Source organism: Mesorhizobium sp. M1027, assembly GCF_040318745.1.
GTDB lineage: Bacteria > Pseudomonadota > Alphaproteobacteria > Rhizobiales > Rhizobiaceae > Mesorhizobium.
Genome location: NZ_JAMYMW010000006.1, coordinates 74502 through 95550, shown reverse-complemented (window position 1 = coordinate 95550; position 21049 = coordinate 74502). Strand labels below are relative to the sequence as shown.

The following is a 21049-nucleotide window of genomic DNA, read 5'->3' as shown; positions in this document are numbered from 1 at the left end:
ATGCTGCTGAGGGCGATCGTTCGAAACTGTGCCGCCATCCGTGTTGGCCGCGTCTGCGCGACGATGCTTGTTGCCGCGCTGCTTGCCGGCTGCCAGGGAGGCGTGCTCGACCCGCAAGGGCCGGTGGGGGCGGCGCAGCGTACGATCCTGCTCAATTCGGTCGCCATCATGCTGGCCATCGTCATCCCGACAATCGTGGCGACGCTGGGTTTCGCCTGGTGGTTTCGGGAGACCAACACAAGAGCGCGGTACCTGCCGGAATGGGCCTATTCCGGACGCATCGAACTGGTAGTCTGGTCGATCCCCATCCTCGTCATCCTGTTTCTGAGCGGCATCATCTGGATCGGGTCGCATGACCTCGACCCAATGAAGCCGCTGGATTCCCAGCAAAGGCCGCTTGAGGTGCAGGTCGTCTCGCTCGACTGGAAATGGCTGTTCATCTACCCCGAGCAGAACGTCGCGAGCATCAACCAGCTTGTGGTGCCGGCGGGCAGGCCGGTGCATTTCTCGCTCACCTCGGCAAGCGTCATGAATGCGTTCTTCGTGCCTCAGCTCGGCGGCATGATCTACACGATGAACGGCATGACGACGCAGCTTCACCTGCAGGCGGATCAGCCGGGCGAATTCTATGGGCGGTCGGCCCATTTCAGCGGCGACGGTTTTCCAGGCATGCAATTCGTGCTGCATGCCGTCGCGGCCGATGCCTTCGACGCGTTCGTCAATTCGGCGCGAAGCCAGGGACAGGCACTCGACAAGGCCAGCTACCAGGAACTGGCCAGACAGAGCATCGACGTGCCGCCTTCGACCTATCGCTCGGTCGAGCCGGACCTTTTCCATGAAATCGCGATGCAGGGCGTTCCGCCCGCGCCCGGTCCCCAGGCCAGTCGCCCCGAGCCGAGCGTATCGCCCAAGACAGGAGGCTGACAATGCTCGGAAAATTGAGCTGGGACGTCATTCCGTTCGATCAGCCTCTGCCGATGATCGCCTCGGCGGTCGTCGCCCTGGCAATCATCGGCGTGCTGGCCTGGGTCTTCCTGGCCGGCCATTTCCCCTATCTGTGGCGCGAATGGATCACCAGCGTCGACCACAAGCGGATCGGCGTGATGTACACGCTGCTGGCGCTGCTGATGCTGCTGCGCGGCTTCAGCGACGCCCTCATGATGCGGTCCCAGCAGGCCCTCGCCTTCCAGGCGCCCGGCTATCTGCCGCCCGATCACTTCAACCAGGTCTTTTCCGCCCACGGCACCATCATGATCTTTTTCGGGGCGATGCCGTTCGTCATCGGCCTGATGAACCTGGTCGTGCCGCTGCAGCTCGGCGTCCGCGACGTTGCCTTTCCGACGCTCAACTCGGTGAGCTTCTGGCTCACCGCCACCGGTGCGCTGCTGGTCAACATCTCGCTGGTGATCGGCGAATTCGCCCGTACCGGATGGCTGCCCTATCCGCCGCTCAGCGAGACCGCCTATTCGCCGGGCGTCGGCGTCGACTATTATCTGTGGGCGGTGCAGATATCGGGCGTCGGAACGCTGCTCACCGGCATCAATTTCGTCACCACGATCCTGAAGATGCGGGCGCCCGGCATGAGCTACCTCAGGATGTCGATGTTCTGCTGGACCTCACTCGCCGCCAGCCTGCTCATCGTCGCCGCCTTCCCGATCCTCACCGCCACGCTCGCGATGCTGACGCTCGACCGCTATTTCGGCTTTCATTTCTTCACCAATGAAGCCGGCGGCAACATGCTGATGTTCGTGAACCTGATCTGGGCCTGGGGCCATCCCGAGGTCTACATCCTCGTCCTGCCGGCGTTCGGCATCTTCTCGGAAGTCATCTCCACCTTCTCCAGCAAGCCGCTGTTCGGCTACCGCTCGATGGTGGCCGCGACGCTCTTCATCTGCATCGTCTCCTTCATGGTGTGGCTGCACCATTTCTTCACCATGGGCGCCGGCGCCGACGTCAACGCCGCGTTCGGCATCGCCACCAGCATCATCGCTGTCGGTACCGGCGTGAAGATCTACAACTGGATGTTCACCATGTATGGCGGCCGCATCCGCTTCGCGACGCCGATGCTGTGGTCGCTGGGCTTCATGGTGACTTTCGTCATAGGCGGCATGACGGGCGTGTTGCTGGCCGTGCCGCCGGCCGATTTCCTGCTTCACAACAGCCTGTTCCTGGTGGCGCATTTCCACAACGTCATCATCGGCGGCGTGCTGTTCGGCGCCTTCGCGGGATATGCCTACTGGTTTCCCAAGGCATTCGGCTTCCGGCTGCACGAGGGCTGGGGCAAGCTGGCCTTCTGGCTGACGCTGATCGGCTTCTACGCCACCTTCGTGCCGCTCTACGCCGTCGGCCTGCTCGGCATGACCCGCCGCATGCAGCATTTCGACGTGCCGGCATGGCATCCCTGGGTGCTGGTTGCCGGCGTCGGCATGTTAATCACCACCGCCGGCGTGGTCGCGCAGATCGTACAGCTCGTCGTCAGCATCCGGCAGCGCGCGGCGCTTCGCGACGCCACCGGAGATCCCTGGGACGGCCGCTCGCTGGAATGGGCCACGCCCTCGCCGCCGCCGGTCTTCAACTTCGCCGCGCTTCCGCATGTCGAGGGCGAAGAGCCCTACTGGAGCATCAAGCAGCGGGCACGCGAGCAAAACCGCCTGCGCGACGAGCCTGAATACGAGCCGATCGAGATGCCGCGCAACAGTCCCACCGGGTTCATCTGCGCCTTCTTTGCGACCGTGATGGGTTTTGCCCTCATCTGGCACATCTGGTGGATGGTGGCGCTCGGCGCGCTCGGTGCTTTGGCCACCTTCGTCGTATTCGCGTGGCGCGACATCCCCGAATACGTGATTCCTGCCGCCGAAGTCGCCCGGATCGACCGCGCCAACCGAAGTGCCCGCCGCGAGGCGCTGGTTACCTACACAGGGCCAAGGCCATGACCGCGATCGATGTTCGAGAGCGTGACCCTTACCGCCTCCATGGCGGGCACGGCCATGCACCCGGCCACGGCGACGGCGGCCCGGCACCGATCCGGATCGTCGTGGGCTACGGCTTCTGGATCTTCCTTCTGAGCGACATCGTGATGTTCTCGGCCTTCTTCGCGGCCTATGCCGTGCTGGCGGGCAAGACGGCGGGCGGACCAAGCGGAGCCGAGCTGTTCGACCTGCGCAACGTCGCGATCGAGACGGCCGCTTTGCTGTTGTCGAGCTTCACCTGCGGTCTCGCCAGCCTCGCCGTGACAGCGCGGCGAAGCTCCTGGTTCTATGTCGCGATGGCTGTCACCTTCGTGCTCGGCGCCACCTTCATCCTGCTCGAGTTGCGCGAGTTCGCGCATATGGTTGCCAGCGGTGCCGGACCGACGCGCAGCGCTTTCCTGTCGGCGTTCTTCACGCTGGTTGGATGCCATGGCCTTCACGTCACGGCGGGGCTGCTGTGGCTGCTCACGATGATGGCGCAGATCTTCGCCAAGGGATTCCGCGACGATATTCTTCGGCGTTTCATGTGCTTCAGCCTGTTCTGGCACGCCCTCGACATCATCTGGGTCGCGCTGTTCACCGTGGTCTATCTCCTGGGAGCAAGTCGATGAGCAATGCGGACGATCGCCACGCGCAACGGCGCGACACCCATGGCCTGGAGCGCTACGACATAGATACGGCGCCGGGTGACGAATACCTCGGCGACACCGACGTCGGATCCGGGCTACGCGGCTATGTGATCGGCCTCGGGCTGGCAACGCTGCTGACCATCGCCTCGTTCTGGTTGCCCGGAACCGACCTGGTATGGGCACCCGGCGTTCCGGTGGCGCTGGTCGTGCTGGCGATCGCCCAGATGGGCGTGCATCTCGTCTTCTTCCTGCACATCACGACGGGACCGGACAACACCAACAACGCCCTGGCGCTTGCCTTCGGCGTGCTGATCGTAGTTCTGGTGATCGGCGGCTCGATCTGGATCATGGCCAATCTCGACCACAATTTGATGCCGATGAACGCGATCATGAACATGAACCGCTGATTTAGCGATTATTCCGGCCATCGGCCGCAGTTCATGCGACAGCGAACTCCGGTCTCAAGCCCGTTCGAATGTTCCCACGAGCTCGGCGTCTCCCAGGACGTGTGGGGCGGCCTCGTTCAGCACGTTGTCCACCGCAGCCTTCTCGCCGGGACGCAGCGTCTCGACGTCGACCGCAAGAAGCTCCGGGCAGCCACCCGGTCAAACCCGCAGCCGGCCGTTGGCCGGAACATTCGCCGCGTCAACGGGTTTTTTGGTTTGGACGCATTGCCGCGGAAACGGCAATGGGCTCGGCAATGGACGAAGGGCGCGACATGACCGGGCTAAGCGGTAGGCAACCAAGCGGGGCGAAAGGTGTTGTGGTCGCATTCTCCGCGCCGGGCGGCGAGACCATCTACGCCCACGAACGGGAAACCGTCGCTGCCGTCGCGCGCACGATTGCAGCGTTGAAGGGATTTTCCTTCCGCGAGGGCCTGCGTGAAGGTGGCGGTGACAGCGGCGGGCTGTATTTCGTGCCGGACGACAGCCTGCTTGCTGCCGATGCGGTTCAACTGGGCATAAACGGGCCCGACGATCTCTTCGGCGGGGTGGTGCCTTGGCGCCTCGCAACCACCAAGGCCATAACCCACGAGCTGGTGGACGGATCGGCGGCACGGCCAAAAGAATGGCCCGCCGGCTTCGGCAGCGCCGTCGCCGCGGCCGTACTGCCCGGCTACACTGCATTTTCACGCCATGACGCGCTGCGCGCAGCGCAACGTCTGCTGGAGCTCGGGCTGGTCCGGTTCAAGCCACCGCGCGCTTCGCGGGGCCGCGACCAGCACACCGCCGCGACAGTCGGCGATGTCGAAAGGCTGCTGGACCAATATCCATCGTCTGAGCTAAGCGAATACGGCCTTGTTCTCGAAACGCAGCTTCGCGACATCGTTACGCTGAGCGTTGGCAGAACCATGATCGACGAATTGTCGATCAGCTATTACGGCACCCAGCGGACGACGACCGACAACGACGGACAGCCCGTTTACGGCGGATCCGATCTGGTTGTGGTGCGCGGCGGATGGGAGGCGCTGGATGAGCTGCGATTATCTCCGGCGCTGGGTTTGGCCGTGGCGCAGGCGAGGACCTATGACGCAGCGATGGATGGTTATCCCGGATTCTTCGCTTCGCGACGCAACTACGACATCGGCCAAGGTGTCGATTCCTCGGGCATCTGGCGATCGGGTGTGCTGGAAGCCAGCTGGCGGATCGGTGGCAGCAGCAGCGCCGAGCTGGCAGCGATGGACGCCATGAAGCGCGACCCCGACATCCAGATCGTGCATGTCTCCGCCGTCAAGCAGTTCGGCAGCACTGCGCGGTTGCCGCCGAACGCAGCAATCCATTTCCACGGGGAGGACCCCGAGGAGGGCCAAATCACGCGTTATACCGTCGTCACCCAGGCGATCCGAGGGCCGATCGGGGAAGCCGGCCGATCGTCATCCTAGCCATGTCAGGTTGAAGTCAAGCACGCCTCCGGCAGGGAACATCCCCCAATGGCCCGAGTTTGTTTCGGGCAAGCAGCAAGTCAGAAAGGCCCAGGCCCTGAAATGGGGTGGCGGGCGTGCAATAGCGACGTTGCCTGCAGGAGTGTTTACGGAAATGGCCATGCCAACCGTTTACGACAAACGACAGGATCCGGAAGGCCTCTGGGAGGTCTATGACAGCGAGAGCGACGAAGCCGTCGTGGTCGATGGCTTGCCGCTTTCCGGTCTCGACGAAAGCGAGGCCGATGAAGCGATTGAAAAGCTCAATCGCGGCGAGCTGACGTCGGACAACACCGCCGAAACAGCTCGGTCAGGGTGGCCTCCGACCAAGGACGGATTGTGATGACGGCTTGACGGACATCACCGGGGCGACCGGTCGCGGATCTACGACGAGGCCTTGACCCCGAGCTTGCGGGCCTTGTCCTCGAAGTCGTCACGAATGTCCTCGATCGTCGGCAGATGCAGTCGCCGCAGCTGGGCGTGCAACTTTTTGGCAGCGTCGGAATTCAGGTCGCGCTTGAAATTGGTCGCGACCTCCTCGGCCGAGCCGTAACGGCGATAGCGCTCTATCTCGGTCTTCGTGGCTTGCTGGACATGTTCGAGCGTCTTGCGCTCGGCATCGGATTTTCCGTCCGGTTTGGCCCGCATGACCGGATTGAAGGCTTTGCTGATAACGAATTCGACCAATTCCTGCTGGGCGTGAGCCATGATTGTTCTACCTCGAAGGAGGCCTGTCCGGCCCAGAACGGTTCGTCGTTTCCCGGAAACGCTGAAGGTTCCTTGGCGGATTTCGTTACCGCTGCAGGTCAAGCGCAGTTCCTCGAAGTCACAGCCGAGCCTTGGTGGTGCGTGGCGTTGCCAGGAGCAGGCTTGTTTCGCTGCCGGTAATTCCGGGGATCAGGCGGATACGTCTCAGCACCGCGTCGAACTCGCTCAGGGTCTGGGTTCCGAGTTCTATCACCAGATCCCAGCGGCCATTGGTGGTGTGGATGGTCGAGACCTCGGAGAAGCCACCCAGCGCCCGAATGACGCGATCGGCGGCGTGGCCTTCGATCTCGATCATCATGATGCCACGCACGCGCTGATCGACCGCGTCGGCGCGCAGAATGACGGTGTAGCCGACGATGACGCCGTCCCTCTCAAGTCGCTCGATCCGGGACCTTACCGTTGCCCGGGAGACATCCAGGCCGACGGCAAGATCGGAAATGCTGCGCCGGGCGTCGTGCCGCAGAGAGGTGATGATCTGCTCGTCGAGCTGGTCCATGATTGCTCACAACGGAAGTAGATGATGCCACTATGGTAAGGCATTTCGACAAATTTGCCAATTTGACATGTTCATTCTGCCAGCGATGCGGGCTTCAATAAAGGCATCGTAATTGGCGGGGTATGAGAATGCATTGCACGATCGTGGGCGCACCGATCCAGGCCGGCTCAGGCCGCATGGGCTGCGAGATGGGGCCGAGTGCGCTGCGCACGGCCGGCCTGGCCACCGCACTGACCGAGCTCGGCCATACGCTGACCGACCTCGGAACGATCGTCCCGGCCGACATGCGTCCTGTCGTACACGGCAACGCGGCGGTGAAGGCGCTGCCGGAAATTGCCGCCTGGACGGCAGCAATCAGCGAAACGGCCTATGCCGCGAGCGCCGATGCGATGCCGATCTTTCTCGGCGGCGACCACAGCATTTCGGCCGGTACGCTCGCCGGCATTGCCCGCCGGGCGGCGAATGCCGGCCGGCCGCTCTTCGTGCTGTGGCTCGATGCGCACCCCGATTTTCATACGCTCGACACGACCACCAGCGGCAATTTGCATGGTGTGCCGCTGGCCTATGCCAGCGGGCAGCCCGGCTTCGAGGGCTATTTCCCCCGCCTTGCAGCGCAGGTGGACCCGGCTCGCATATGCGCGCTGGGGATCCGCAGCGTGGACCTGGCGGAAAGGGAAGCGTTGCGCAGAGCCGGCGTGACGGTCCATGACATGCGTTCGATCGACGAGCACGGCATTGCGCAACTGCTTCGCGCCTTTCTCGAGCGGGTGAGCGCCGCCAACGGCATGCTGCACGTCAGCCTCGACGTCGATTTTCTCGACCCGTCGATCGCCCCGGCGGTCGGCACCACCGTTCCAGGTGGCGCCACCTTCCGCGAGGCGCATCTGGCAATGGAAATGCTGCATGACAGCGGCCTCGTCACCAGTCTCGACCTGGTCGAGCTCAACCCTTTTCTCGACGAACGCGGCCGCACCGCCACGCTTCTGGTCGACCTGACCGCGAGCCTGATGGGCCGGCGGATCATGGACCGTCCGACGAGGGGGTTCTGAGCCATGACCGTCAATTTGAACATCGTCCCGTTCGTCAGCGTCGACCGCATGATGAAGCTGGTGCTTGCCATCGGCATCGAGCGCTTCCTGGTCGAGCTTGCCACCTATATCGAAGAGGATTTCAGACGCTGGGAGCTGTTCGACAAGACACCGCGCGTCGCCTCGCACAGCGTTGACGGCGTGATCGAGCTGATGCCGACCAGCGACGGGCAGCTCTACGGGTTCAAATACGTCAACGGGCATCCGAAGAACACGCGTGACGGCCGCCAGACCGTGACCGCATTCGGCGTGCTTGCCGATGTCGGCAACGGCTATCCGATGCTGCTTTCGGAAATGACCATCCTGACGGCGCTCAGAACCGCCGCAAGCTCGGCGGTCGCGGCGAAATACCTCGCTCCCGAGGCCGCCAGGTGCATGGCGATCATCGGCAATGGCGCGCAATCGGAATTCCAGGCGATTGCGTTCAAGGCGCTGCTTGGCGTCGACAGGCTGCGTCTCTATGATATCGACCCGGCGGCCTCGGCGAAATGCATGAAGAACCTTGCCGGCATGGGTTTCGACGTCAAGCTCTGCCCGTCGGCGCAGGAAGCCGTCGAAGGTGCAGAGATCATCACCACGGTTACCGCCGACAAGCGGTCGGCAACAATCCTGACCGACAACATGGTTGGATCCGGCGTGCACATCAACGCGGTGGGCGGCGACTGCCCGGGCAAGACCGAGCTGCATCGCGACATTCTGCTGCGCTCGGACATCTTCGTCGAATATCCGCCGCAGACGCGCATCGAAGGCGAGAGCCAGCAGCTCGATGCGGATCATCCGCTCACCGAATTATGGCAGGTGATAACAGGAAAGGCAGCAGGCCGGACGGACGCCCGACAGATCACATTGTTTGATTCCGTCGGCTTTGCGATCGAGGATTTTTCCGCGCTGCGCTACGTCCGTGATCAGCTGCAGCGGACCGGCCTTTACGAGGAACTAGACCTTCTGGCCGATCCCGATGAGCCGCGCGACCTGTTCGGCATGCTGCTGCGCGCCGAAAAAGCGACCGGGCTGGCGGTTGCCGGCAGCTGAGCTGCGATCCCGTCGGTCAGTCCTTCTTTCCCTGGTACAGGCGCTCGGTCGCACGCTCGCTTTCCCTGCGCTCCGCCGGGTCGCGACGGCGCTGCGTGAGCAGGGCGTAGGCGATCAGGACTGCCAGCAGCAGTGGACCGCCTGCAACAACGAGCAACCACAAACTATTCCCAGACATCGACCGTCTCCTTTCCCTCACAACCGGAAAGGACCCGAACCGTTCCTCCGTCTTGTTGGATGTCGCCCGCAGGACGTCGTGCGATTCAGGATTTTGTGCCGCGAGCAGGACGTTCCACGCCTTGTCTGCACTCAGGATGCCCTTATCTAGACTCTTATCGTTCGGTCACATGCACTCTCTGCGAAGTGAAGGGAACCACAAGGGCTTTCCAACATTTGGTTGTTCAAGAGACAAACATGCAGCCACATCGGCTCCGGGGCTAGGAATACCATGCGTGAGAATCAATCCGACGTCTTCGATCTGTTTTCCGAGGTTTACAAGAATGCGGCGCAGGAGGAGATAAGCCTCCAGCAATATCTGCTTGCCTGCCGCGAGGACAAGTCGATGTACGCCTCGGCGCCCGAGCGGATGGTCGAGGCGATCGGCGAGCCGACCTTTGTCGATACCAGCAAGGACGAGCGGCTCGGCCGTATTTTTTCGAACCGGACGATCAAGATCTATCCGACCTTCGCCGACTTTTACGGCATGGAGGATACGATCGAGCGTATCGCCGGTTATTTCCGCTATGCCTCGCAAGGGCTCGAGGAACGCAAGCAGATCCTCTATCTCCTCGGCCCGGTCGGCGGCGGCAAGTCCTCGCTTGCGGAGCAGTTGAAAAGGCTGATGGAGCAGCGTCCGATCTATACGCTGAAGGTCGGCGGCCAGGTCAGCCCGGTCTTCGAATCGCCGCTCGGGCTGTTCGATCCCGACCGCATGGGCGACCTTTTGGAGGACAAATACGGCATCGCCCGGCGGCGGCTGACCGGCCTGATCTCGCCCTGGGCGGCCAAGCGTCTCGACGAATTGTCCGGCGACATCTCCAAATTCAGCGTCGTCAAGCTTATGCCGTCCAGGCTTCGCCAGATCGGCATCGCCAAGACCGAGCCGGGCGACGAGAACAACCAGGACGTTTCGGCCCTGGTCGGCAAGGTCGACATCAGGCAGCTGGAAAACTTCAGCCAGTCCGATCCGGACGCCTATTCCTATAGCGGCGGGCTGAACCGGACGACGCAAGGACTGCTCGAATTCGTCGAGATGTTCAAGGCGCCGATCAAGGTGCTGCATCCGCTGCTGACCGCCACCCAGGAAGGCAGCTACAACGGCACCGAGAATTTCGGCGCTTTCCCCTATCAGGGCATCATCGTTGCCCATTCCAACGAATCGGAATGGCTGCAGTTCAAGAACAACAAGAACAACGAGGCGTTCCTCGACCGCATCCTGGTGGTCAAGGTGCCGTATTGCCTGCGCGTAACCGAAGAGCGGCAGATCTACGAGAAGCTGTTGCGCGAAAGCGAATTGGCTAACAGCCCCTGCGCTCCGGAAGTGCTCGACATCCTCAGCCGGTTCACCGTCTCGACCCGCCTGGCCGAACACGACAATTCGCCGCTCTACACCAAGATGCGCGTCTATGACGGCGAGAACCTCAAGGAAACCGATCCCAAGGCGAAGTCGGTCCAGGAGTACCGAAACGCCGCCGGTGTCGATGAAGGCATGACCGGCGTCAGCACCCGCTTCGCCTTCAAAATCCTGTCGCAAACCTTCAACTACGACACCGAAGAGGTGGCCGCCGATCCGGTGCATCTGATGTACATCCTGGAAGAGGCGATCAAGCGCGAGCAGTTCCCGAAGGAAACAGAGGCGGACTATCTCGATTTCATAAAGTCGGAGCTGGCCACCCGTTATGCCGAGTTCATCGGCCACGAGATCCAGAAGGCCTATCTGGAATCCTACAGCGAATACGGCCAGAACCTGTTCGACCGCTACATCGCCTATGCCGATGCCTGGATCGAGGATCAGGACTACAAGGATACCGATACCGGCCAGATCCTCAATCGCGAGGTTTTGGACAACGAACTGTCGCAGGTCGAAAAGCCGGCCGGCATCGCCAATCCCAAGGACTTCCGCAATGAAGTGGTGAAGTTCACGCTGCGCGCGCGGGCCAGAAACCATGGCCGCAACCCGTCATGGACAAGCTATGAAAAGCTGCGCGAAGTCATCGAGAAGCGGATGTTCGGGCAGGTCGAGGATCTGCTGCCAGTGATCAGCTTCGGCTCCAAGCAGGACAGCGTGACGGAGAAGCGGCATACCGAATTCGTGCAGCGGATGATCCAGCGCGGTTACACCGAACGCCAGGTTCGCCGGCTGGTGGACTGGTACATGCGGGTGAACAAGGCGGGTTGAAGCCAGCCCGGGGTAACATATGCCGATCTTCATCGATCGCCGACTGAACCCGAAGGACAAAAGCCTCGGCAATCGGCAGCGTTTCCTGCGGCGGGCGCGCGAAGAGTTGAAGCGCACCATCCGCGATCAGATCCGCACCGGCAAGATCGCCGATGTGGACGCCGAGCATGCCGTTTCGATGCCGGCGCGAGGCACCGGCGAGCCGAGCTTCAACGATGCCAGGAACAGCGGCAGCCGCCAGCACGTCCTGCCCGGCAACAAGCATTTCTCCCCAGGCGACCGGCTGCCCAAGCCTGGCCAGGGCGGCGGCATGGGGTCCGCCCCGGGGAGAACCGAATCGGAGGACGATTTCCGTTTCGTGCTGTCGCGCGAAGAGGTGCTCGACCTCTTTTTCGAAGACCTCGAACTGCCTGACATGGTCAAGCTCAACCTCAAGGAGATCCTCGCCTTCAAGCCGCGCCGGGCCGGCTTCGCCGCGACCGGCTCGCCGACGAACATCAATGTCGGGCGCACGATGCGCAACAGCCATGGCCGCCGCATAGCGCTCAGGCGTCCCAAGCAGGAGGACCTCGATGCGATCGCGCAGGAGATTGCGTCGCTGGAGGCGAAGCCGAAAAACGTCGAGATGCGCCAGCGCATCGTGGCGCTGCAGGAAGAGTTCGATCGACTGGAGCGTCGCCGCAAGCGGATCGCCTATGTCGACCCGGTCGATATCCGCTTCAACCGCTTCGACGCCCAGCCGGTGCCGAACGCCAACGCGGTGATGTTCTGCCTCATGGACGTGTCCGGTTCGATGGGCGAACGCGAGAAGGATCTGGCCAAGCGCTTCTTCGTGCTGCTGCACCTGTTCCTGAAGCGGCGCTACGACCGGACCGAGGTGGTCTTCATCCGCCACACCCACGAGGCGCAGGAGGTCGACGAGGAAACCTTCTTCTACAACACCCAGAGCGGCGGTACGGTGGTTTCCACCGCGCTCGAGGAGATGCACCGCATCGTCGAGCAACGCTATCCCAGCCGCGAATGGAACATCTATGTCGCCCAGGCCTCGGACGGTGACAATTTCGTCACCGATTCCGAGCGCTGCATCGCCCTGCTTGACGAACAGATCATGCGGCTGTGCCAGTATTTCGCCTATGTCGAGATCCTCGACGAGCGCGAGAGCCATATCTTCGGCGCTACCGACAACGGCACGTCGCTGTGGCGTGCCTACAGTGCGGTCAAGCTGAGGTGGTCGAATTTCCAGATGAGCCGCATCGCCACCGCGGCCGACATCTACCCGGTTTTCCGCCAGCTCTTCGCCAGACAGCCGGGCTATCAAAAGAGCGGTGAAAGAGGGGGCTGATGGCGAGCAGATCCGGGCTGCTGTTTTCCGGTTCCGACTGGGATTTCAGGACGCTGTCGCGCGCCTACGAGACCATCGAGGCGATCGCCACCGAAGAGCTCCACCTCGACACCTATCCGGTACAGATGGAGATCATCTCGTCCGAACAGATGCTCGACGCCTATTCCTCGGTCGGCATGCCGCTGATGTACCGGCACTGGTCCTTCGGCAAGCACTACCTCTACCAGGAACTGCTCTATCGCAAAGGCGGGCGCGGGCTCGCCTATGAACTCGTCATCAATTCGAATCCCTGCATCGTCTATCTGATGGAGGAAAACACCATGGCCCTCCAGGCCCTGGTGACGGCCCACGCAGCACTCGGCCATAACCATTTCTTCAAGAACAATTATCTTTTCCGGCAGTGGACGGACGCCGGCGCTATCCTCAGCTATCTGGACTTTGCCAAGGGCTACATTGCCCGCTGCGAGGAGCGGCATGGCGTCGATGCGGTGGAAGAGATCCTCGATGCCGCACACGCGCTGATGGAACAGGGCGTGTTCAGATATCACCGGCCGCCGAAGCTGTCGTCGGAAAAGCAGCGCGAGGGCCTTCGCGAGCGCCTGGAATACGAGGAGCGCTCCTACAACGATCTGTGGCGCACGCTGCCGCCGTCCAAGGACGGCACCAAGGTCCGCGAGACGGACACCATGGCGGAGCGCAAGAAATCGCTCAAGCTGCCCGAGGAGAACCTGCTTTATTTCCTGGAGAAGAACAGCCTGATCCTAGAACCGTGGCAGCGTGAGGTTATCCGGATTGTCCGCGTTATCGCGCAGTATTTCTATCCACAGCGCCAAACGCAGGTGATGAACGAGGGTTGCGCCACCTTCGTGCATTACACGCTGATGAACCTTTTGTTCGACCGCGGGCTGATCGGCGAAGGTGCCATGCTGGAGATCCTGCGCAACCATTCGAACGTGATCTTCCAGCCGGGCTTCGACGATCCGCGCTTTTCCGGTATCAACCCTTACGCGCTGGGTCTTGACATGATGCAGGACATCCAGCGCATCTCGACCGCGCCGACGGCCGAGGACCGCGACTGGTTCCCCGATATCGCCGGCAACGGCGACTGGCGCCAGACCTTGCTGGACGCCTGGGCCAACCATCGCGACGAGTCCTTCATCCGCCAATATCTGAGCCCTACCCTGATACGGAAATGGCGGTTCTTTGTGCTTGCCGACGCTGCCAACGACCCCCATTACGAAGTCGCCTCGATACACAATGAGCGCGGCTACGAGAGTATCCGCAGCGCACTCGCCCACAGCTACGACATCGGCGCCAGCCGGCCGGACATCCAGGTGGTGGATGTGGACCTGCTCGGCGACCGGCATCTGCGCCTGCAGCACAAGGTCAAGGACGGCATCGTGCTGGAAGGCGGCAGCCGCGACGCCACGCTGCGGCATATCCGCAAGCTCTGGGGCTACGAGGTCAGCATGGTCGCGGTCGACGCGCAGACCGGCGCCAGGCTCCACGAACGCTCGACCAGCCAGATCGGGGAATGACCGAACAGCCTGCCGGCGAAGTCGGGCGCCTTTTCAGGATCACCAACCACCCTATCTACGCGCGCACCACGAGCGCATGGTCGGGAGCAGGAACATGCGCGCATTGACGATCGCCACGCTTCTGTTGGTCGCCGTCTCGATGGCGCTCTCGCTCGCGCACGCTTTGGAATTGCCCGGCAAGTTGCGCCTCAAGGAGGCCACCTACAGATCAGTGCAGGCGATCTACTATCCCGGCTTCACGATCGGCGGGTTCGCCGAGATCGGCGGCATCATTGCACTCGCCGTCCTGCTTTATCTGACGCCCTATCCAAGCGCCCGATTCTGGTGGACCTTGGCGGCGCTTGTCTCATTGCTGGCGGAGCACGCGACCTATTGGTTGGTCACCCACCCCGTCAATAATTTCTGGGTGCAAGACACTGTCCTGCCGAAATCCGCCGCGACGTTTTTTTCAATGTTCTCTCGAAAGCAGACCGGCGACTGGAGAGATTTGCGCAACGTCTGGGAGGCTTCGCATGTGGTCAGGGCAGGCCTGGCAATGCTGAGCCTCGTCTCAATTGCTGTCGCCGCGACATTTTTTGCCGAATAGCCCCAGGGATTAAGGTCAAGGGACGTACCCGGCATCGTATTGTCTTAACGTCAAGCGATCCGGCCGTTCAGCGGTCGGCGCGATGCTTGTTGTGGGCGCTTTCCTGGTGCTCGCCGCGGATGATGTTGCGATCGTCGGGATCGGCAATATCCTTCGGGTCCGATCTGAGCTCGGCACCGCGCCGGAACGCCTCGCGCTCTTGCCTGGTCTTTTTCAAATCCGCTTCCGCGTCGAAATCCTTGCCGGCGTTTTTCGTGTTCTCGCGCTCTTCGATGATGCGCAATTGCTGCTCATGAGTCTTCTTTCCGGCCATTGGTGACCTCCTTCCTTTCGATTTTCCGCTTCCCCAAGTTCCAGATTCGCTACAGCCCGAAAGGATAAGTCTCGGGAAGGCCTGTCCCCGCATGCTCCGGCCCAAGCGGCGTCACGGCATTGGTCTCATCGAACCAGACGAAAGCATCGAACTGGCGGGCGAGCGAGGCGTCGGCATAGTGGCTGTGGAGCTCGGTCTCGGGCCGGTAGATGACGCCGATAAAGCGTTCCAGCCGGCGCTCCAGAAGCCGTTGGCGCAGCGTGTCGTCGCGCTCGAAATCGAGCAGGAAAGGCGAGACGCCGCTGTCGTGGCAAAGCCGCTCATAGCTGTCGTTGTGGGAAGGCCGAACCGGTTTCACTTCCATGTCGCCGTCCCAGTCGGTGGCAGCGGCCACCATCCCGGAATGCGTACTGAGCCCAATCAAGGCAACCTCGTCGCCAAGACGCTGGCGGCAGAGCTGGCCGATGTTCAATTCGTCCCTGACGATCCCCATCTCGGTATAGCGGGCATCGCCAATATGGGAATTATGCGCCCACACCACCGCCTTGGCGTTCGGGCCGCGGGCCTGCAGCAGGTGCTCCAGCGTTTCGAACATGTGGGTGTCGCGCAGGTTCCAGGATTGCGCGCCGCCATAATACATGGTGCGGTAATAGCGCTCGGCGGAGGCGACCAGGCGGGCGTTCTGGGTGGCGTCGAGGAAATCGAACCCGTCCTGCTGCGCATAGTCGAGCTCTCTGGCAAGCAGTTCCCGGCATTGCTCGAGCACGGCCTTCTCGCATTTCTGGTAGCCGGAGGTGAGTGCGACACGGCCATAGGTGGCCGGGTCGTTCTGCCACGGCGTCAGGCAGCCGTAGCGTTCGCGTGCGATCCTCGCCGCCTGCGGATCGACCCGGTCGAGATATTGCAGGACCGCCGCGATCGACCCGCCCATATTGTAGATGTCGAGGCCATAGAACCCGGCCCGCCGGGAGGATATCCTGATCCGCTCGTTATGCTCTCGCATCCAGTCGACGAACGCAGCGACGTCGGTGTTGCGCCACATCCAGGTGGGAAAGCGCTGGAACGGCGGATCGGCGCCCGGCCGTGGTGGCCGGTGGCGGACGTAACGGTCGATCGCCGCGGCATCGGGCCAGTCGGCCTCGACCGCGACGATGGTGAAGCCATGCTTCTCGATCAGCCTGCGAGTGATCGCCGCGCGCGCACGGTAGAACTCCGACGTGCCGTGGCTGGCTTCGCCGAGCAAGACGACGCGGCGGTCGGCAAACCGGTCGAACAGCGCACCGAAGGCCGGATCGTCGAAATCCGGAAGCGGTTCGGCGGCGGCCGCTATCATCTGCGGCAGGCTGCTCCTGCGCTGATGCCGGTGCGGAAGATCGGCCGCTATCTGGCTGTCGCTGCCTGGCTCGCCCCAGCCTTGCTCGCCGATCAGCGGAACAAACCGCACGCCGCCGAAATCCTCCTCGGTGTAAGTTGCTGCGCCGGTCCGGGTGACCTTGAGCAGGCGCTGCGCGTCGAATTCGTCGCCGACCGGGATGATAAGCCCGCCGGCGACGTCGAGCTGTTCCTGCAGCGCGAGCGGTGCGCCGGGTCCAGCGGCGGCAACCAGGATAGCATCGAAGGGTGCAGCCTCTGGCCAGCCCTTGGTGCCGTCGCCAGTGCGGACTTCAATATTGTCGTAGCCAAGCTTTTTAAACCGCTGCCTTGCCGCTTCAGCCAACGCGGCGTGGCGCTCGATGGTGTAGACACGTTCGACGATCCGGCTCATTACGGCAGCCGCATAGCCCGAGCCGGTGCCGACCTCGAGAACATGGTCACCGGCTCCGACCTCGGCCATTTCGATCATCAACGCAACGATATAGGGCTGCGATATCGTCTGACCTTCGGCGATCGGCAGCGGCCCGTCTTCATAGGCAAATTCTTCAAAACCGGGCTCGACGAAAGCCTCGCGCGGGACCTCGCGCATCGCCTGAAGGACATTGCGGTCGCGAATGCCACGGCGGCTTAGGTGAATGTCGACCATTTGGTTGCGGGCATGGGAGAGATCGAGCATTTTTTGCTCCTCCTACGGGCCTCCGCCACAATCGCCCAAGCTGCTCAACGGCACTTTGGCCAGTCGATGTCCCGGGGGCCTCGGCAGTCCCCTTGGATTCATGCAATGCGGTGCATCTTCCTAACCGTTGGCAAGCCCCGAGGTTCCTCAAAAGACCGACCCGCTTTTTGTCGGGCGAGGCGGATTGCAGGATCGGCGAGCGGGAGCTGGCCGCGCCCGCCCAAACTTATTTCGAGGCAAATCCTTTCTCCGAGGCGACGCCACTCCAGATAACGACGGACGAGGGTATTCCGGAGGCATTTCCATGAACGACGAGGCCCGCACCACTGCGCAAACAACCGGCCTTGACCAGATGGATCTGATGGACCGCTACTGGCGCGCCGCGAACTACATTTCGGTTGGCCAGATCTATCTGCTCGACAATCCGCTCTTGCGCGAGCCTTTGCGGCCCGAGCACATCAAGCCGCGGCTGCTCGGCCATTGGGGCACGACGCCCGGCCTCAATTTCATCTATGTGCATCTGAACCGGATCATCCGTGAACGTGGTCTCGAGGTTCTGTTCATCTGCGGGCCGGGTCACGGCGGCCCGGCAATGGTCGCGAACACCTGGCTCGAGGGCACCTACAGCGAAATTTATCCCGAGATCGGCAGGGATGAAGACGGCCTGCGAAAGCTGTTCCGGCAGTTCTCGTTCCCCGGCGGAGTGCCGAGCCACGCGGCCCCGGAGACACCCGGCTCGATCCACGAAGGCGGAGAGCTCGGCTATGCGCTGGTCCATGCCTTCGGCGCCGCCTTCGACAATCCGAACCTTGTGGTTGCCTGCGTCGTCGGCGACGGCGAAGCCGAGACCGGCCCGCTCGCCGCGGCCTGGCATTCCAACAAGTTCCTGAACCCGGCATCCGACGGTGCCGTCCTGCCGATCCTGCATCTCAACGGCTACAAGATCGCCAGCCCGACGATCCTCGGCCGTATGGAAGACGAGGCGTTGCGCAGCCTGTTCCTCGGCTATGGCTACGAAACCTTTTTCGTGGAAGGCCACGAGCCTGCCCCGATGCATCGGGAGATGGCCCGCACGCTCGATACCGTGCTCGACCGGATCCACTCCATCCAGGAGCCTGCACGAGCCGCGGGCTGGAAGGGAGAGCGGCCGCTGTGGCCGATGATCGTGCTGCGCAGCCCAAAGGGCTGGACCGGGCCGAAAGAGGTCGACGGCAGACGAGTCGAGGATTTCTGGCGTTCGCACCAGGTGCCGGTGTCGAACGCGCGCGGCGACGCGGCGCATCGCCAGATCCTCGAAGACTGGATGCGCAGCTACGAACCGAAGACGCTGTTTGATGAAGGCGGGCATCTCCTGGCGGAGCTCGCGGCGCTGGCGCCCACAGGGCCAAGACGCATGGGCGCAATCCCCTACGCCAATGGCGGCCTGCTGAAGCAAGACCTCGTGCTTCCCGACTGGAAAGGCCTGGCGCTCGACGTACCGCGTCCGGGCGGCACTGTTGGGGAGGCAACGCGGACCGTGGGGAGCTATCTTCGCGACGTGATCCGCTTGAACGCCGAGGCCAGGAATTTCCGGCTGATGGGACCCGACGAGACGTCCTCCAACCGCCTCGACGACGTGTTCGAGGTTACGGACCGGGTCTGGATGGAGCGGATCGAGCCTTACGACGTTCATCTTTCCCGCGGCGGCCGCGTCATGGAAGTGCTCAGCGAGCACCTTTGCCAGGGCTGGCTGGAGGGCTATCTGCTGACCGGCCGCCACGGCCTGTTCTCGTGCTACGAGGCGTTCGTCCACATCGTCGATTCCATGGTCAACCAGCATGCCAAATGGCTGAAGACCTCCGGCGAACTTGCCTGGCGCAAGCCGATCGCCTCGCTAAACTACCTGCTGACCTCGCATGTCTGGCGGCAGGATCACAACGGCTTCAGCCATCAGGATCCGGGCTTTGCCGATTTCGTCGCCAACAAGAAGGCCGACACGGTAAGGCTCTATTTCCCGCCGGATGCAAACACGCTGCTGTGGATAACCGACCATTGCCTGAAAACCTACAACCGCATCAACGTCATCGTCGCCGGCAAGCAGCCGGCGCCGCAATGGCTGTCCGCCGAGGACGCGGAAGCGCACTGCAAGGCCGGCGCGGGCATCTGGGAATGGGCCGGGACGGTTGCCAAGGGCGAAGATCCGGATGTGGTCCTGGCTTGCGCCGGCGACGTGCCGACGCTGGAGACGCTTGCCGCAGCCGACATCCTGCGCTCGGGCGTTCCGGACCTGAAGATCCGCGTCGTCAATGTCGTCGACCTGATGATTTTGCAGTCGAATTCCGAACATCCGCATGGCTTTGCCGACGACAGATTCGACGCGCTGTTCACCAAGGCCAAGCCGGTCATCTTCGCCTATCACGGCTACCCCTATCTCATTCACCGTCTGACCTACCGGCGCGCCAACCACGACAACATGCATGTGCATGGCTTTCGCGAGGAAGGCACGACGACGACGCCGTTCGATATGGTCGTGCTCAACCAGCTCGACCGCTATCATCTGGCGCTCGCCGCGATCGCGCGTGTGCCGGGGCTGGCCGAGCGGGCGAAGGAGCTTGCCGCGGCGCTGCATGGGAAATTGGCTGAGCACAAAGCCTATGTCCGCGAACATGGCGAGGACATGCCCGAGATCCAGAAATGGTCCTGGCCGCAGGACGGCGCGACAAGGGCCGGCGATTGATGCGACGATCCATCCTTGCGTTGAATGCCGGCTCGTCGAGCATCAAGTTCGGACTTTACGACCTTGCAGCATCCGCCGAGCTGGATCTTGCCTCGCGCGGCTCGCTGGATCTGGGCGATGCGCCAAGGCTGACCGCGAAAGCCGCCGATGGCGAGCTGCAGTGCGATCGGCCACTTGCCGCTGACGCATCACGCGACATGGGCATCGGCCAGATGCTGCAATGGATCGAGAACGAACTTGGCGGAAGGAAACTGATCGCCGGCGGCCATCGCATCGTCCATGGCGGACGCGAGTTCGTCGAACCTGTCCGCCTGACGCCGACAGTTATCGAGGCTCTCGACAGGCTGACGCCGCTTGCGCCGCTGCACCAGCCGCGCAGCCTCGCGCCGATCCGTGCACTTGCCGCGTTGCGGCCCGACCTGCCGCAGGTCGGATGCTTCGACACGGCCTTCCATCGGACCATCGAGCCTCTGGTCAGCCGTTTTGCGCTGCCGCGTCGCTATGAGGCAGACGGCATCCACCGCTACGGCTTTCACGGGCTTTCCTACGAATATGTCACGGGCCGGCTCAAGCAGATATCGCCCGATCTGGCGGCGAAAAGAACCATCGTCGCCCATCTCGGCAACGGGGCGAGCCTGTGCGCCATGCGCCATGGGAGAAGCGTCGATACGACGATGGGCTTTTCGGCGCTTGACGGCCTGGTCATGGGCACACGCTGCGGCGCCATCGATCCGGGCGTGCTTTTGTACCTCCTGCTGGAAAGAGGCGTTTCGGGAGAGGCGCTGCAAGACATGCTCTACGAGGAATCCGGCCTGCTCGGCGTGTCCGGCATTTCCGGCGACATGCGCACGCTGGAGGCCAGCGACGACCGCCGGGCGCGCGAAGCGGTGGAGCTTTTCGCCTTCCGCGCCGCCAGGGAAGTTGCCGCCCTCGCCAATACGCTGGGCGGGCTGGAATGCCTGGTCTTCACCGGCGGCATCGGCGAGCACTCTGCCGCGGCCCGCAAAGCGATTTGCGGCAGGCTTGGCTGGCTCGGCGTGGCGATCGACGAAGCCGACAACAACTCCCATGAAGCGCTCATAAGCCAGGCGGACAGCAAGGTCGAAGTCCGCGTCATCGCGACCGACGAAGAAGGCGTCATCGCCCGCCACACGCGCAAGGTGATCGACGGGCCTGGCTGATGCGGATGGCCTTGAATGGCGC

The 21049-nt window shown here is 62.7% G+C and carries 19 protein-coding genes; 14 read left to right on the top strand and 5 right to left on the bottom strand.

Features of this window, described 5'->3' with window-relative positions:
• From cyoA to NKH50_RS13285, 6 genes are all read left to right on the top strand, one after another.
• Complete coding sequence (cyoA, locus tag NKH50_RS13310; protein ID WP_352879248.1) at positions 1-924, top strand: ubiquinol oxidase subunit II; 924 nt, start codon at positions 1-3, stop codon at positions 922-924.
• Between the two features lie 2 nt (positions 925-926).
• Positions 927-2933: a cytochrome o ubiquinol oxidase subunit I gene (gene cyoB / locus NKH50_RS13305; protein ID WP_352879246.1), complete on the top strand. Its 2007-nt coding sequence runs from the start codon at positions 927-929 to the stop codon at positions 2931-2933.
• Positions 2930-3580: a cytochrome o ubiquinol oxidase subunit III gene (gene cyoC, locus NKH50_RS13300; RefSeq protein ID WP_352455884.1), complete on the top strand. Its 651-nt coding sequence runs from the start codon at positions 2930-2932 to the stop codon at positions 3578-3580. Before cyoB ends, cyoC begins: the two co-directional genes overlap by 4 nt.
• On the top strand, positions 3577-4005 hold the full coding sequence (cyoD, locus tag NKH50_RS13295; RefSeq protein WP_352476953.1) for a cytochrome o ubiquinol oxidase subunit IV: 429 nt from the start codon (positions 3577-3579) through the stop codon (positions 4003-4005). Before cyoC ends, cyoD begins: the two co-directional genes overlap by 4 nt.
• A 281-nt stretch (positions 4006-4286) precedes the next feature.
• A complete protein-coding gene (locus NKH50_RS13290) occupies positions 4287-5480 on the top strand; it encodes a DUF3182 family protein (protein WP_352879244.1) in 1194 nt (397 codons plus the stop codon).
• Between the two features lie 10 nt (positions 5481-5490).
• Positions 5491-5862 carry a hypothetical protein gene (locus NKH50_RS13285; RefSeq protein ID WP_352879242.1) on the top strand — a complete coding sequence of 124 codons (372 nt, stop codon included), beginning with the start codon at positions 5491-5493 and terminating at the stop codon, positions 5860-5862.
• 41 nt (positions 5863-5903) lie between these two features.
• Here NKH50_RS13285 and NKH50_RS13280 read toward each other — a convergent pair whose 3' ends face one another.
• Entirely contained in the window at positions 5904-6227 is a 324-nt protein-coding gene (locus NKH50_RS13280; protein ID WP_352588770.1) for a hypothetical protein, read from the bottom strand.
• 118 nt (positions 6228-6345) lie between these two features.
• Positions 6346-6783, bottom strand: coding sequence for an Lrp/AsnC family transcriptional regulator (locus tag NKH50_RS13275; protein WP_352879240.1), 438 nt, complete (start codon positions 6781-6783; stop codon positions 6346-6348).
• Positions 6784-6911: 128 nt separating this feature from the next.
• Between NKH50_RS13275 and rocF the strand changes: the two genes are divergently transcribed.
• Positions 6912-7832 (top strand): arginase, encoded by a 921-nt coding sequence (rocF, locus tag NKH50_RS13270; protein ID WP_352476948.1) that lies wholly within the window; start codon positions 6912-6914, stop codon positions 7830-7832.
• 3 nt (positions 7833-7835) lie between these two features.
• Positions 7836-8903 carry an ornithine cyclodeaminase gene (gene ocd / locus NKH50_RS13265; protein ID WP_352879238.1) on the top strand — a complete coding sequence of 356 codons (1068 nt, stop codon included), beginning with the start codon at positions 7836-7838 and terminating at the stop codon, positions 8901-8903.
• Positions 8904-8919: 16 nt separating this feature from the next.
• On the opposite strand, the gene NKH50_RS13260 is transcribed toward ocd, so the two are convergent.
• On the bottom strand, positions 8920-9081 hold the full coding sequence (locus NKH50_RS13260) for a hypothetical protein (RefSeq protein WP_352879236.1): 162 nt from the start codon (positions 9079-9081) through the stop codon (positions 8920-8922).
• A 270-nt stretch (positions 9082-9351) separates the two neighbouring features.
• Here NKH50_RS13260 and NKH50_RS13255 point away from each other — a divergent pair, with 270 nt between their 5' ends.
• From NKH50_RS13255 to NKH50_RS13240, 4 genes are all read left to right on the top strand, one after another.
• Entirely contained in the window at positions 9352-11301 is a 1950-nt protein-coding gene (locus tag NKH50_RS13255; RefSeq protein WP_254815786.1) for a PrkA family serine protein kinase, read from the top strand.
• Positions 11302-11320: 19 nt separating this feature from the next.
• The gene (locus NKH50_RS13250; protein ID WP_352879234.1) at positions 11321-12643 is read left to right on the top strand and encodes a YeaH/YhbH family protein; all 1323 of its coding nucleotides are present in this window, start codon (positions 11321-11323) and stop codon (positions 12641-12643) included.
• Positions 12643-14181, top strand: coding sequence for a SpoVR family protein (locus NKH50_RS13245; RefSeq protein WP_254815784.1), 1539 nt, complete (start codon positions 12643-12645; stop codon positions 14179-14181). The genes NKH50_RS13250 and NKH50_RS13245 overlap by 1 nt, the downstream gene beginning before the upstream one ends.
• Positions 14182-14275: 94 nt before the next feature.
• Positions 14276-14767 (top strand): DUF1772 domain-containing protein, encoded by a 492-nt coding sequence (locus NKH50_RS13240; protein WP_352476945.1) that lies wholly within the window; start codon positions 14276-14278, stop codon positions 14765-14767.
• Positions 14768-14834: 67 nt separating this feature from the next.
• Here NKH50_RS13240 and NKH50_RS13235 read toward each other — a convergent pair whose 3' ends face one another.
• The gene (locus NKH50_RS13235; protein ID WP_023720508.1) at positions 14835-15080 is read right to left on the bottom strand and encodes a hypothetical protein; all 246 of its coding nucleotides are present in this window, start codon (positions 15078-15080) and stop codon (positions 14835-14837) included.
• A 49-nt stretch (positions 15081-15129) separates the two neighbouring features.
• Entirely contained in the window at positions 15130-17130 is a 2001-nt protein-coding gene (locus NKH50_RS13230) for a protein-L-isoaspartate(D-aspartate) O-methyltransferase (RefSeq protein ID WP_352879232.1), read from the bottom strand.
• A gap of 304 nt (positions 17131-17434) precedes the next feature.
• On the opposite strand from NKH50_RS13230, the gene NKH50_RS13225 reads away from it, so the two are divergent.
• Both NKH50_RS13225 and NKH50_RS13220 read left to right on the top strand, forming a co-directional pair.
• Entirely contained in the window at positions 17435-19846 is a 2412-nt protein-coding gene (locus NKH50_RS13225; RefSeq protein WP_352879230.1) for a phosphoketolase family protein, read from the top strand.
• Positions 19846-21027, top strand: coding sequence for an acetate/propionate family kinase (locus NKH50_RS13220; RefSeq protein WP_352879228.1), 1182 nt, complete (start codon positions 19846-19848; stop codon positions 21025-21027). Before NKH50_RS13225 ends, NKH50_RS13220 begins: the two co-directional genes overlap by 1 nt.
• The last annotated feature ends 22 nt before the right edge of the window (positions 21028-21049 follow it).